The organism is Ruegeria aquimaris (assembly GCF_025751555.1).
GTDB lineage: Bacteria > Pseudomonadota > Alphaproteobacteria > Rhodobacterales > Rhodobacteraceae > Ruegeria_B > Ruegeria_B aquimaris.
In genome coordinates, this window is record NZ_JAOWLB010000001.1 from 55,578 (window position 1) to 68,677 (window position 13,100).

Below are 13,100 nucleotides of genomic sequence, written 5' to 3' on the forward strand. Positions count from 1 at the left end.
CTGATCAATGCGCGGTGGCCGATGCCCCCTCACCGCCCGAAATCGCGCTTTTTGCGGCGGCGGCCTCTTCCTCGGCCACTTCGTCCCATTCCACCGGCTCGGGCTGCCGCACCAGCGCCAGTTTCAGCACCTCGGAGACATGGGCGACCGGAATGATCTCCAGCCCTTCCTTCACATTGTCCGGAATCTCCGGCAGGTCCTTTGCGTTCTCGGCCGGGATCAGCACCGTCTTGACGCCGCCCCTGAGAGCCGCCAGCAGCTTCTCCTTAAGCCCGCCGATGGCCAGCACATTGCCGCGCAAGGTGACCTCGCCGGTCATCGCGATATCCTTGCGCACCGGGATCTGGGTCAGGACCGATACGATCGAGGTCACCATCGCGATACCGGCGCTCGGGCCGTCCTTGGGCGTGGCACCCTCGGGCACGTGCACGTGAATGTCCCAACGGTTCAGCCGCGGCGGTTTCACCCCGATCGACGGCGCGATCGAGTGCACGTAAGACGCCGCCGCGTCGATCGATTCCTTCATCACCTCGCCCAGCTTGCCGGTGGTCTTCATCCGGCCCTTGCCCGGCAGACGCAGTGCCTCGATCGACAACAGATCGCCGCCGACACTGGTCCAGGCCAGCCCGGTCACCACACCGACCTGGTCGTCCTTTTCCGCCAGCCCGAACTTGAACCGCCGCACGCCCAGGAAATCCTCCAGGTTCGCCGGGGTCACCTCGACCCGTTCGGCGGATTTCTTGAGGATCTTGGTCAGCGCCTTGCGGCAGATCTTGGCGATCTCGCGCTCCAGGTTCCGCACCCCCGCCTCGCGGGTGTAATAGCGGATGATGTCGGTCAGCGCCGCCTCGGTCAGCTCGAACTCCTTCGCCTTCAGACCGTGGTTCTTGGTCTGCTTCGGCAGCAGGTGACGATGCGCGATCTCGCGCTTCTCGTCCTCGGTGTACCCGGCCAGCGGAATGATCTCCATCCGGTCCAGAAGCGGCCCGGGCATGTTATAGCTGTTCGACGTGGTCAGGAACATCACGTTCGACAGGTCGTATTCCACTTCCATGTAGTGGTCGACAAAGGTGCTGTTCTGTTCCGGATCCAGAACCTCCAGCATGGCGCTGGCCGGGTCGCCCCGGAAATCCTGCCCCATCTTGTCGATCTCGTCGAGCAGGATCAGCGGATTGGTGGTTTTCGCCTTCTTCAGCGACTGGATGATCTTGCCCGGCATCGAGCCGATATAGGTCCGCCGATGGCCACGGATCTCGCTCTCGTCGCGCACCCCGCCCAGGCTGATGCGGATGAACTCGCGCCCGGTGGCCTTGGCCACCGACTTGCCCAGGCTGGTCTTGCCCACGCCCGGAGGACCGACAAGGCACAGGATCGGACCTTTCAGCTTCTGGCTGCGCTGCTGCACCGCCAGATACTCGACGATCCGCTCCTTGACCTTCTCCAGACCATAGTGATCGGCGTCCAGCACCTCTTCGGCGCGGCCCAGATCCTTCTTGACCCGGCTCTTCACGCCCCACGGGATCGACAGCAGCCAGTCCAGATAGTTGCGCACCACCGTAGCCTCGGCCGACATCGGCGACATGTTCTTGAGCTTCTTCAGCTCGGCCTCGGCCTTCTCGCGCGCCTCTTTCGACAGCTTGGTGGCGCCGATCTTCTCTTCCAGCTCGGCGATCTCGCCGGCACCCTCTTCGCCATCGCCCAGCTCGCGCTGGATCGCCTTCATCTGCTCGTTCAGGTAATACTCGCGCTGGGTCTTCTCCATCTGCGACTTGACGCGGGTCTTGATCTTCTTCTCGACCTGAAGAACGCTCAGCTCGCCCTGCATCAGGCCATAGACCTTCTCCAGCCGCTCGCTGACCGACAGGGTCTCCAGCAGGTCCTGTTTCTGGCCCACCTCAATTCCCAGATGCCCGGCGACCAGATCGGCCAGCTTGGCGGGCTCGGTGGTCTCGCCCACCGCCGACAGCGCCTCTTCGGGGATGTTCTTGCGCACCTTGGCATAACGCTCGAACTCGTCGCCCACCGTGCGGATCAGCGCCTGGGTCGTGGTCACGTCACCGGGAATCTCGGTCAGATACTCGGCGCGCGCCTCAAAGAAGTCCTCGTTCTCGAGGAATTCGGTGATCTTCACCCGCGCCTGCCCCTCGACCAGCACCTTGACCGTGCCATCGGGCAGCTTCAGCAACTGCAACACATTGGCCAGCACACCGGTGCGATAGATACCGTCGACGGCGGGGTCGTCGACGCCCGGGTCGATCTGGCTCGACAGCAGGATCTGCTTGTCGTCCTGCATCACCTCTTCCAGCGCCCGCACCGATTTCTCGCGGCCCACGAACAGCGGCACGATCATATGCGGAAACACGACGATGTCGCGCAGCGGCAGGACGGGGTAAGAGGCGTTCAGAGGCTCTTGCATGCTCTATCCTTATCATTGGCAAGATGACACCGGTCCCTGTCATAGGCGACCCCCGGCCATCTCCTGTCTCGGGGTGTAAAGGTGGGGCGCCCGCCCCCCTTTTTCAACCGCTCAAACGGATTGGTGTCGCGCAGCATGACGCGAGTATGCCGCGACCGCAAGAGCGCAAAACCCGACTTGCAGCAATCAGGCGGCAAATTCCTGCGGGACGGCGGGCGGGGCGATCTGCGCCCCCGGCGCAGGAGCGCCGTATCGCCGTCCGACCCGGCCGGGATCAGGGCCCCGCCGGGCGGGAGACGACCAGATCAGGCCGTCTGCAACACCGGGTAATCGGTATAGCCTGCGTCGCCACCGCCGTAATAGGTGGCGGTATCGCCCGCGTTCAGCGGCGCACCGGCGGCCAGCCGCTCGACCAGGTCGGGATTGGCAATATACGGCCTGCCAAAGGCCACCAGGTCGACCGCGCCCGAGCGCACCCGCGCAAGCGCGCTCTCCCGGTCATAGCCATTGTTGCCCATATAGGTCCCGGTCCAGAGCTTGCGCAGATCGTCAAACGCGCCCTCGCGAGCGCCGCCGGTCTGCCCCTCGATCATGTGCAGATAGGCCAGCCCATAGGTGTCCAGCCGTTCGATCACCGGCGTATAGGTGGCGACCGGATCGCTCTCGGAAATCCCGTTTACCGTGGTGAAGGGCGACAGCCGGATGCCCACATGGGCGGCATCCCAGGCGCCCACGACGGCATCCAGCACCTCGAACAGGAACCGGGCCCGGTTCTCCACCGATCCGCCATATTCATCTGCGCGCCGGTTGCTGCCGTCCTTCAGGAACTGCTCGATCAGATAGCCGTTGGCGGCATGGATCTCGACACCATCGAACCCGGCCTCGCGCGCAGAACGGGTGGCATGGGCGTAATCGGCCACGACACGGGCGATCTCACCCGTCTCCAGCGCGCGCGGCTCCGATGTATGCTCGAACCCGTTATGGGTAAAGGTCTTGGCCTTCGCCGCCAGCGCCGAGGCCGACACTGGCGCCTGCCCGCCCGGCAACAGCGATGTGTGCGAGATCCGCCCCACATGCCAGAGCTGGATCACGATCTTGCCGCCCCTTGCATGGACCGCATCGGTCACCTTGCGCCAGGCGGCCACCTGCTCGGGCGTATGGATACCCGGCGTCTGGATATAGCCCTTGCCCTCGGCGCTGATCTGGGCACCTTCGGTGATCAGCAGCCCGGCGCTGGCGCGTTGGGCGTAATATTCCGCATGACGGTCGAACACGACACCGGTTGTGTCATCGGCCCGGTTCCGCGTCAGCGGCGCCATCACGATCCGGTTCTTCAGCGCGATATCGCCAGCCTTCAGGGGGGTAAACAATTTATCGGTCACGATAGGTCTCCTGTGCTCGTCCGCCCATGGCCATCGGCGCCACAACCGGGTCAGTCAGAGCTATGCCCTGACCCGGGATGCGCAAGGGCGGCCGGACCATACCGGCAATGGACGTCAGGGAAGAAATCACCCCTTCGTCCCGATGACTGCGGCTTTGTTCCAGCTACTCACATGCCGGGAAATCTTCCCGGCAAATCCGCAAACGTCAGAACAGGGTTTTCCGTGCAACCCTGCCATGCCGCCCCGGCATGGCCGCGGACCGTGGTCGCCCCCGACCTCAGAGCGGTTCGATATCGCCCTGCGCCCGGCCCGCGTGGAACTCCGCCTCCCAGGCGGCAAAGGTGCCCGCCGAGATGGCCTCGCGCATGCCCGCCATGATCTCCTGGAAGTAATGAAGGTTGTGCCATGTCAGCAGCATCGAACTGATGATCTCCTGACTGCGGAACACATGATGCAGATAGGCGCGGCTGTAATTGCTGCAGGCGGGACAGGTACAGGCCTCGTCCAGCGGGCGCGGGTCGTCCATGTGGCGGGCGTTCTTGATATTGAGAACACCGTGGCGGGTGAACACCTGCCCGGTCCGCCCCGAGCGTGAGGGCAATACGCAATCCATCATGTCGATGCCGCGCTTGACGGCACCGACGATATCGTCGGGCTTGCCCACCCCCATCAGGTAGCGCGGCTTGTCCTCGGGCAGGAAACCGGGCGCATAGTCGAGGCAGTCGAACATCGCCGCCTGTCCTTCGCCCACCGCCAGACCACCAACGGCATAGCCCTCGAACCCGATGGCCTTCAGCGCCTCGGCGCTCTCCTCGCGCAGATCCTGCTCCAGCCCGCCCTGCATGATCCCAAAGAGCGCATGCCCCGGCCGGTCGCCAAACGCCGCGCGCGAGCGTTCGGCCCACCGCATGGACAGCCGCATCGACTCCGCGATCCGGTCGCGGTCGGCGGGCAGCGCCGGGCATTCGTCGAAACACATCACGATATCGCTGCCCAACAGGCGCTGGATCTCCATCGAGCGCTCCGGCGTCAGCTCGTGCTTGGAGCCGTCGATATGGGATTTGAACGTCACGCCCTTCTCGGTCAGCTTCCGGAGCCCCGCCAGCGACATCACCTGGAACCCGCCACTGTCGGTCAGGATCGGCCGCTCCCAGTTCATGAACCTGTGCAGCCCCCCCAGCCGGTCAATCCGCTCGGCCGTTGGCCGCAGCATCAGGTGATAGGTATTGCCCAACAGGATATCGGCCCCGGTCGCGCGCACGCTCTCGGGCATCATCGCCTTGACCGTCGCCGCCGTGCCCACCGGCATGAAGGCCGGGGTGCGCACCGCGCCGCGCGGCGTCTGGATCACACCGGTCCGCGCCTTGCCATCCGTGGCATGCAGGTCAAAAGAGAAACGCTCGCTCATCTCATCCTCGCGGCTCGGGTCAACCGGGCAGGCTTTGCCTCAAGCGCGCCCGCAATGCAAGCCGCGCGCCCAAATTCCCCCTTTGCGCGGCGGGCGATACAGCCCATACCTGTATTGAACGGCGGCAAGACACGCCCCATATGTATACCATAGTACACAAAGCACGAGGGCACAGCATGACCGAAGACCAGATCATCGGACTCGTCACCCAGAACATCTTCTATCTCGCTGCCGCGATCTTCATCGTCGTGGTCATTCTCAAGGGCATCCGCATCGTGCCCCAATCCGAGAAATTCGTGGTCGAACGCTTCGGACGGCTGCATGCGGTGCTGGGGCCAGGTATCAACTTCATCGTGCCTTTCCTCGATGTGGTCCGGCACAAGATCTCGATCCTCGAACGCCAACTCCCCACCGCCAGCCAGGACGCGATCACCAAGGACAACGTGCTGGTGCAGGTGGACACATCCGTCTTCTACCGCATCACCGAACCGGAAAAGACCGTCTATCGCATCCGCGATGTCGACGGCGCCATCTCTACCACCGTGGCCGGCATCGTGCGGGCCGAGATCGGCAAGATGGACCTGGACGAGGTGCAATCGAACCGGGCGCAGCTGATTTCCACCATAAAGGCTTCGGTCGAGGACGCGGTGGACGATTGGGGGATCGAGGTCACCCGGGCCGAGATCCTGGATGTGAACCTCGACCAGGCCACCCGCGACGCCATGCTGCAACAATTGAACGCCGAGCGTGAACGCCGCGCCCAGGTGACCAAGGCTGAAGGCGCCAAGCGCGCGGTCGAGCTTAACGCAGATGCCGAGCTTTACGCCGCCGAACAGACCGCCAAGGCCCGCCGCATCCAGGCCGAGGCCGAGGCCTATGCGACCGAGGTCGTGGCCCGCGCCATCGCCGCCCACGGGCTTGAGGCCGCGCAATACCAGGTGGCGCTGAAACAGGTCGAGGCGCTCAATGCCCTGGGCAATGGCGCCGGGAAACAGACCATCATCCTGCCCGCCAACGCGCTCGAAGCCTTTGGCGACGCCTTCAAGCTGCTGAAAGGGGGCAAATGATGACGGGTGCGCTCTGGTCCGTCTGGTGGCTCTGGCTTGCCGGTGCGCTGGTGCTGGGCGTGGTCGAAATGCTGCTGCCCGGCTTCATCTTCCTGGGCTTTGCCATAGGCGCGGCCCTCACCGGGCTGCTGCTGCTCGCGGTCGCCCCGTCGCTGCCGGTGCTGCTGCTGATCTTCGCCGCCCTGTCGCTCGCCGCCTGGCTGATCCTGCGCCGGACATTCGCCCTGCCCCATGGCCAGGTGAAACGCTTCAAGGACGACATCAACGGCTGAGCCCGGACTGGAACGGTCACAGATTCCGCCCGCACCCCGCGCCTATTGATATCCCGCCTTGCGCAACCCTTCCGCAAGGCGGTTCCAGTCTTCTGCGCGCCGGAACGGCAGATAGAGCTTCAGCCCGTCGACGGTTGTCCGTGTCCGGTTGGCCAGCCGCGCGGCATTCGCCGCGTCCTGCCGGTCCAATTGGCCATAGGCGGCCGCCAGCCAGTACAACGGAACTCCCTGATTGACCGGGTCCCGTGCGCGAGTGCGTTCCAGCGCGTCAACCGCCTCTTCATATCGCCGCAATTGAAACAATGCGATGCCCTTCGCCAGAAGGTAATCGGCCGGGTAAAGAGGTTCGAGGACCATTGCCGTTTCAATGGCCTCCAGCCCCTCTGCCGCGCGCCCGTCCAACACCAGCGCAAAACTCAGGACCGCATGGCCTTCGGGGTCTCCCGGTTCCAGCGCAACCGCCGCCTGCGCCGAACGCAGCATGTCCTTCTGGCGGCCATTCAGCCGGTGAATCTGCGCCGCAACCTGATGGGCCAGACCTGTCGGATGCAGCAAAGCCTTCTCCAGGCTGCTTTCGGACAGCACCATCAGGGCTCGACGCTGCTCCATTTCATACCCCAAAAGACCGCCTCTGAACGTCTCCCATGCTTGAAAGTAGGTGGCCGCCAGCGCGGCATGGGCGCGTCCGTAATCCGGATCAAGCTCCAACGCCCGTTCAAACAACGGGATCGCCGCCTGCAAACCGGCCGGAGTGGACTGCTTGTAGTGCCCCCAGCCCTCCAGAAACGCATCGAATGCCCGGGCATTGCCGGTTTCGCCGGTGGACGCGGTCTTGCCGTTCTGAGGATAGGCCAGTTTCAAAGCTCCCAGCACAGCGTCGGACACACCGTCCATGAACGCCAGAACATCCTCGGGCGTGCCGTCGTACCGTTCAGCCCAGACATGCCCGCCGGTACCGGCGTCGACAAGTTGCACATTGATCCGAAGAGTCTCGCCCACCCGTCGGACGCTGCCCTCGATCACATAGGCCACCTTCAGCCTGCGCGCCACCTCGACCGGGTCACGCGCCGTTTCCGCCGAAGCAAAGGCCGAGTTGCGGGCGATAACAAACAGCCCCGGATGCCGTGACAGGTCCGTGGTCAGATCTTCGCTCAAACCGTCGGCAAACCAATCCTGCGAGGGGTCGCCGCTCAGGTTGTCCAGCGGCAAAACCGCCAGCGATGGTTTGTCCGAGGCAATGTCTGTCGGTGCTCGCGTCACCGAGGAATAGACCATCCAGACCGCAACCGCCAACACGGCCACCGCCGCACTGAGCCCGACCAGCAACGGCCAGCGCCGTCGCCCCCTGCCCGTCACCGAACCACCCGTCGCCGCGCCGGGCACGACCCGATAGACACGGACCGGCGTTGCGATATTCTTCAGCCGCCTCTCCCCCAGCGGTTCGTAATGGGCATCGACATTCGATTTCAGCAGGTCAAAGACGGGGCCCGAAACCACGATGCCGCCGGGGTCGGCCATTTGCTCCAGCCGGGCCGCGATGTTCACCCCATCGCCATAGACATCGCCCTCGTCAAAGATCACATCACCCAGGTTGACCGCCACGCGGTAACGGATCCGGCGGTCCTCCGGTTGGCCCTGCTCGCGCGCCGTGACCTGGCGCTGGAGGGTCAGCGCGCATTGCACGGCAGCCACGACCGAGGAGAATTCGGCAATCAGCCCGTCACCGGTCAGTTTGACAACCTGTCCCCGGAACTGTTCGATCAGCGGATCGATCAGGTCGAGCCGATAGGCTTTCTGCCGCTCAAGCGTGCCGATCTCGTCGGCTTCGACGAGGCGGCTGAACCCGACCATGTCAGCAGCAAGAATGGCAGCGATCCGTCTTTCCATGCGCCCCTCTGTTGCCTGATCCTAGCAGACCGAACGGCCGCAATCGACCTGGATCGCAGGGTACAAAACGGTCAATCGCCGCTGTCAGGGGGGTACAAAACGGTCAATTCGGGAGGAACGCGGCGCGCCGCGCCGCGATCCTAGCCTGTCAGGCGCGGACAGCCTTCATGAATCTGTCGCGGATGATGACGGGGTCCATGGTGATGACCGGCATCTTGGCATTGCCGCTGTCGCATTTCACCACCAGCACCGTGGCTTGCCCGCCCTCGATCGCCGCTTGCAGCGCCGGGCCGGTGTCAACGTCCTGAACAACAACGACATTGTCGCAGCCCGCCGCCCGCGCCATCCCGGCCAGGTCGGTCTTCTTGCCGGTATAGGTCGGCTGGTCCCCGGTCGAGCCATAAGAGCCGTTGTCGATGATCATCAGGATATAGTTGCCGGGCGCGTTGTTGCCGATCGTCGGCAGGGTACCCAGGTTGGTCAGCACCGAGCCATCCCCATCAATCACGATCACCGTCTTGGGCTGCGCCAGCGCCAGCCCCAGCCCGATGGAAGAGGCCAGCCCCATCGTGCCCAGCATGTAGAAATTGCTGGGCTGGTCATCGATCGCATGCAGCTCCTGGCTGGGAATGCCGATGTTGCAGACCACCAGCTGGTCCCGCAGGATGGGCGCGATCTCGCGCAGGATTTCGGAACGGATCATTGGTCGCCATAGCCTCCCCAGAAATTGGCGTCGGTCAGGATCGCCACGGGCTTCGAGCACATGAAGGTGTATTTCAGGATCATGTCGAGCTCCTCGACATCGCTTTGCCGGTGAAAATGGTAGGTGGGGATGTTCAGCTGCGCCAGCAGCGCCTTGGTATGCACCGCCATCTCGACCTGGCAGGCCACCGGCTCGCGCAGCTCGCCCCGGTACGAGATCAGCATCGGCAAGGGCATCCGGTAATACTGGATCAGCGTGGCCAGCGTGTTGATGGTGACGCCGATGGCCGTGTTCTGCATGATGATGGCCGGGCGCTTGCCACCCATCCATGCACCGGCGCAAAGCCCCATGCCCTCGTCTTCCTTGTTGGACGGGATGTGAAAGATCCCCTCGCGCCGGTCCACCTCGTCAATCACACCCGCCAGCTGCTTGCAGGGCACTGTCGTCACAAATTCGATCCCGTTGGCCACAAGATCGTCCACTATCCTCGCGTCTATCGACACTGGCTTCTCTCCTTCACGCATGTGGCGGCGAAGCTAACGAAACGGACGGGCGGCACAAGCGCCCCCCGCCCGGTTTCGATCCGATTTCAAACCCGCAATCCGCGTGTTTGGCTTTCCGACAACTGGTCTAGCCAGCCAATGACGGCAGCCACAAAACGATACCGGGAAAGGCCACCAGCAGCCCGATTGTCACCGCATCGGCGATAAAGAACGGGGTCACACCCCGGAACACGTCCTGCACGCTCAGATCCGGGCGCACGCCCGCCACCACGAAACAATTGAGGCCGATGGGTGGGGTGATCAGGCAGAACTCGGCCATTTTCACCACCAGGATACCGAACCAGATCGCGCACATCGGTCCCGACATGCCGAATGCGCTGTCGGCGGCGCTGACCGCTTCGCCCCCGTTCAGTGCCATCACCGCCGGATAGACCACCGGCAGGGTCAACAGCAGCATGCCGATCGCATCCATGAACATGCCCAGCACCGCATAGGCCAGAAGGATGCAGATCAGGATCAGCATGGGCGACATCGCAAGCGAGGTGATCCAGTCGGAAAACGCCCCCGGCAGGTCGGCAAAGCCCAGGAAGCGCACATAGATCAGCACCCCCCAGATGATGGTGAAGATCATCACCGTCAGCTTGGCGGTCTCCAGCAGCGCGCTCTTGAACTCGGCCCATTTCATGCCGCGCAGCACGGCCATGCAGAACACCACGAAGGCCCCCAGCGCGCCGCCCTCGGTCGGTGTGCCCCAGGCGTCGCCGCCAAAGGGGTTGTAGACAAAGAAGATGATGATCACGACGACAAACACGATGGGCAGCGCGCCTGGCAGCGATGCAAACCGCTGCCGCCAGGTGAATCCGGTCACCGGCGGGCCCACCGATTTGAACACCACCGCAATGCCCACGATCAGCGCTACATAGATCACCGCGCTGAACGCACCGGGCACAAACCCCGCCAGCAACAGCTTGCCCACGTCCTGTTCGACGATGATCGCATAGATCACCAGGATCGCCGAGGGCGGGATCAGCGAGGCGAGCGTTCCCGCCGCCGCGACCACGCCGGCGGCAAAGCGCTTGTTATAGCCGATTGCCAGCATCTCGGGGATGGCGATGCGGGCAAACACCGCCGAGGTCGCGACCGAGGCGCCGGACACCGCCGCAAAGCCCGCGGTGGCAAACACGGTCGACACCGCCAACCCGCCCGGCACCCAGGCCATCCAGCGCTTGGCCGCCTCGAACAGCGCCCGCGTCAGCCCCGCATAGTAGGCCAGATAGCCGATCAGGATGAAGGTCGGGATCAGGCTCAGCGCCTGGCTTGCCACCTTGGAATGGGGCACCTGCCCCGCCGTCTTGACTGCCACGGTCAGCGCCCAGCCGAAATCCTCGGGGTCATAGCCCTTCTTGGACCAGAAGATCCAGACCAGCCCCACCAGACCGGCAAGGGCCGCGGCAAAGGCCACCCGCATACCCAGCACAACCATCACCAGCAGCCCGCCGGTGACCCAGAGGCCGATGTCGATACTATCCATTGTCATGTCCCGCCAGTTGCTCGGCCTCGGCCGCCGCCTGGGCGGCGACATCCTGGATCAGCGGCACCGCCACCGGCGTCTCCAACCCCAGAACCAGCGCCCGGCCATAGCCCCAGACCTGAATCAAGAGCCGCAGGCACAGCACCGAAAACGCCACCGGCGCCAGCAATTTGGCGGGCCAGAGCGGGATGCCGATATCAATCGAGCTGTCGCGGCTCCACAGCGGCGCGCTCATGTCAAAGGCCCGCAGGAAATGCGCCCAGCTGCCCCAGACCAGAAGCACCATCAACATCAGGATCAGCAGCACGGACACCAGTTCGAAGAACCACAGCGTCCGGCCCGACAGCCGCGACACCAGCAGATCCATCCGGATATGGGTGCCGTCGCGCTGCACATAGGCGATGCCCATGAAGGCGATCAGCGGCATCGCCTGTTCGATCCAGTCGACATATCCCGGCAGCGGCGCATTGAACGCATTGCGCCCACCGACCGAAACCACCGCCAGCACCATCAGGGAAAACACCGCCAGACCGCTCAGCAGGGCCAGAAACCGCTCCAGCCGCAACAGGGCCCGATCCGCCCGGCTCAGCGGGCTGTCATCCTCCAATACGGATGCATGTCCTGCCATCGCAGAACTCCTCTCAAGTCAGTTCGGGGGCAAGAGCGGGCCAGGCGCCGTGGCGCCCGGCCCAAATGGAGCTTAGCTGCCTTGCGCCTGTTTCAGCGTTGCATGCACCAGATCCAGCAGTTCCTGCGCGGGCAGGCCCTGGGCGCTCATGTCCTCGACCCACTTGGCGCTGATCGGCCCGGCCACCTTGGCGCGGAACTCGGCCAGCACTTCGTCAGAGATCATCACCTTTTCAACGCCCTTTTCGGCCAGCACGTCGTCCCATTTCTTGAGCAGCTCGCCATAGTTCGCAAGGTAATGCGCGATCGCCTCCTCGATCGAGCTGTCCAGCGCCGCGCGCTCGTCATCGCTCAGCGCCTCATAGGCATCGGTGTTCACCACCACCGGGCAATTCACCGTGCCCGGGTTCAGGTTGGCGGTCCACCAGTCGGCCTTGTTGATGGTGCCAAAGCTCAGATGCGCATGCTGGGCAAAGGCCACGGTGTCCACGACGCCCGATTCCATCGCGTTATAGGCCTCGGTCGCCGGGACCGAGGTCGGCACGCCGCCAACCGCCTTGAACGCCTCGCCCAGACCGCCGGTCGCACGCACCCGCATCCCCTCGTATTCGGCCAGCGTGTCGCGCGGATCGCCAGTGCCCACCAGGTTGTACTGCGGCATCGGCGAGGTCATCAGCAGCTTGGCGTTCCACTGCGCCATCTCCGCGGCCACCGCCGGGTGGGCATAGACCGCATTCGAAACCGCCACTTCCTCGGCCAGGGTGTTCACCCCCAGGAACGGCAGTTCCAGCACGGTGATGGCCCGGTTCTTGTCGGCATGATAGCCGGCACAGAACTGCGCCATTTCAAAGGCGCCAATCGAAATGCCGTCGAGGTTCTCTCTCGGCTTCGACAGACCGCCATAGCTGACGTTCATGGTGAAACTGCCGCCGGTCTTTTCGCTGACCAGCTCGGCCAGCTTCTCGATATGCTCGGTGAACGCGCGCCGCTTGCCCCAGACCGACACGTTCCATTCGGTGGCGCCCGCTTCGGCGACAAAAGCAACGGTCAGGGCGGCTGCGGCCGCTCCGCTCAACATCTTGTTCATGAATGTCTCTCCCTTTATGGCGGCCCGTCTTCGGCCGCTTGAGGTCAAGCTAGCGCCAACATACCGCCCTGCCAACCCCACAAGCCGCGAGTCGCTCGGCGCCGCAGCGCAGCAAGATTTCGCGACCCAGCCACTTGCCGAAACATTATGTCACACCCATTTCGGCAGGTCGCGCGCGCATACTCGCCCCTCGGCAGATCGGCGCAGGGACAATCCA

At 64.0% G+C, this 13,100-nt stretch carries 11 protein-coding genes; 2 read left to right on the forward strand and 9 right to left on the reverse strand.

The features are described 5' to 3' along the window. Positions 1 to 4: 4 nt before the first annotated feature. The 3 genes from lon to tgt all read right to left on the reverse strand — a co-directional run bounded on the left by lon (position 5) and on the right by tgt (position 5,206). Positions 5 to 2,416 carry an endopeptidase La gene (lon, locus tag OE747_RS00295; RefSeq protein WP_263826616.1) on the reverse strand — a complete coding sequence of 804 codons (2,412 nt, stop codon included), beginning with the start codon at positions 2,414 to 2,416 and terminating at the stop codon, positions 5 to 7. Between the two features lie 305 nt (positions 2,417 to 2,721). After that, positions 2,722 to 3,798: an alkene reductase gene (locus OE747_RS00300; RefSeq protein WP_318527288.1), complete on the reverse strand. Its 1,077-nt coding sequence runs from the start codon at positions 3,796 to 3,798 to the stop codon at positions 2,722 to 2,724. 277 nt (positions 3,799 to 4,075) lie between these two features. Beyond that, positions 4,076 to 5,206 carry a tRNA guanosine(34) transglycosylase Tgt gene (gene tgt / locus OE747_RS00305; RefSeq protein ID WP_263826617.1) on the reverse strand — a complete coding sequence of 377 codons (1,131 nt, stop codon included), beginning with the start codon at positions 5,204 to 5,206 and terminating at the stop codon, positions 4,076 to 4,078. 176 nt (positions 5,207 to 5,382) lie between these two features. Here tgt and OE747_RS00310 point away from each other — a divergent pair, with 176 nt between their 5' ends. Together OE747_RS00310 and OE747_RS00315 are read left to right on the forward strand one after the other, a co-directional pair. After that, entirely contained in the window at positions 5,383 to 6,273 is an 891-nt protein-coding gene (locus tag OE747_RS00310; RefSeq protein ID WP_263826618.1) for an SPFH domain-containing protein, read from the forward strand. Then, positions 6,273 to 6,545, forward strand: a complete 273-nt coding sequence (locus OE747_RS00315) for an NfeD family protein (RefSeq protein WP_263827081.1) — start codon at positions 6,273 to 6,275, stop codon at positions 6,543 to 6,545. The genes OE747_RS00310 and OE747_RS00315 overlap by 1 nt, the downstream gene beginning before the upstream one ends. Before the next feature lie 42 nt (positions 6,546 to 6,587). Here OE747_RS00315 and OE747_RS00320 read toward each other — a convergent pair whose 3' ends face one another. The 6 genes from OE747_RS00320 to OE747_RS00345 all read right to left on the reverse strand — a co-directional run bounded on the left by OE747_RS00320 (position 6,588) and on the right by OE747_RS00345 (position 12,883). After that, positions 6,588 to 8,432 carry an adenylate/guanylate cyclase domain-containing protein gene (locus OE747_RS00320; RefSeq protein WP_263826619.1) on the reverse strand — a complete coding sequence of 615 codons (1,845 nt, stop codon included), beginning with the start codon at positions 8,430 to 8,432 and terminating at the stop codon, positions 6,588 to 6,590. Positions 8,433 to 8,580: 148 nt separating this feature from the next. Continuing rightward, complete coding sequence (gene comE / locus OE747_RS00325; protein WP_263826620.1) at positions 8,581 to 9,135, reverse strand: sulfopyruvate decarboxylase subunit beta; 555 nt, start codon at positions 9,133 to 9,135, stop codon at positions 8,581 to 8,583. Continuing rightward, positions 9,132 to 9,638, reverse strand: coding sequence for a thiamine pyrophosphate-binding protein (locus tag OE747_RS00330; protein WP_263826621.1), 507 nt, complete (start codon positions 9,636 to 9,638; stop codon positions 9,132 to 9,134). Before OE747_RS00330 ends, comE begins: the two co-directional genes overlap by 4 nt. 127 nt (positions 9,639 to 9,765) lie before the next feature. Next, on the reverse strand, positions 9,766 to 11,169 hold the full coding sequence (locus OE747_RS00335) for a TRAP transporter large permease (RefSeq protein ID WP_263826622.1): 1,404 nt from the start codon (positions 11,167 to 11,169) through the stop codon (positions 9,766 to 9,768). After that, positions 11,162 to 11,797, reverse strand: coding sequence for a TRAP transporter small permease subunit (locus OE747_RS00340; RefSeq protein ID WP_263826623.1), 636 nt, complete (start codon positions 11,795 to 11,797; stop codon positions 11,162 to 11,164). Before OE747_RS00340 ends, OE747_RS00335 begins: the two co-directional genes overlap by 8 nt. A gap of 72 nt (positions 11,798 to 11,869) precedes the next feature. Beyond that, entirely contained in the window at positions 11,870 to 12,883 is a 1,014-nt protein-coding gene (locus OE747_RS00345) for a C4-dicarboxylate TRAP transporter substrate-binding protein (RefSeq protein WP_263826624.1), read from the reverse strand. Positions 12,884 to 13,100: the final 217 nt, after the last annotated feature.

What these genes read in the sequence shown, in the direction of transcription:
- OE747_RS00335 (WP_263826622.1), bottom strand. Translation starts at nt 11,169, where the DNA reads ATGGATAGTATCGACATCGGCCTCTGGGTCACCGGCGGGCTGCTGGTG.
- OE747_RS00315 (WP_263827081.1), top strand. Translation starts at nt 6,273, where the DNA reads ATGACGGGTGCGCTCTGGTCCGTCTGGTGGCTCTGGCTTGCCGGTGCG.
- OE747_RS00310 (WP_263826618.1), top strand. Translation starts at nt 5,383, where the DNA reads ATGACCGAAGACCAGATCATCGGACTCGTCACCCAGAACATCTTCTAT.
- comE (WP_263826620.1), bottom strand. Translation starts at nt 9,135, where the DNA reads ATGATCCGTTCCGAAATCCTGCGCGAGATCGCGCCCATCCTGCGGGAC.
- tgt (WP_263826617.1), bottom strand. Translation starts at nt 5,206, where the DNA reads ATGAGCGAGCGTTTCTCTTTTGACCTGCATGCCACGGATGGCAAGGCG.
- lon (WP_263826616.1), bottom strand. Translation starts at nt 2,416, where the DNA reads ATGCAAGAGCCTCTGAACGCCTCTTACCCCGTCCTGCCGCTGCGCGAC.
- OE747_RS00340 (WP_263826623.1), bottom strand. Translation starts at nt 11,797, where the DNA reads ATGGCAGGACATGCATCCGTATTGGAGGATGACAGCCCGCTGAGCCGG.
- OE747_RS00320 (WP_263826619.1), bottom strand. Translation starts at nt 8,432, where the DNA reads ATGGAAAGACGGATCGCTGCCATTCTTGCTGCTGACATGGTCGGGTTC.
- OE747_RS00345 (WP_263826624.1), bottom strand. Translation starts at nt 12,883, where the DNA reads ATGAACAAGATGTTGAGCGGAGCGGCCGCAGCCGCCCTGACCGTTGCT.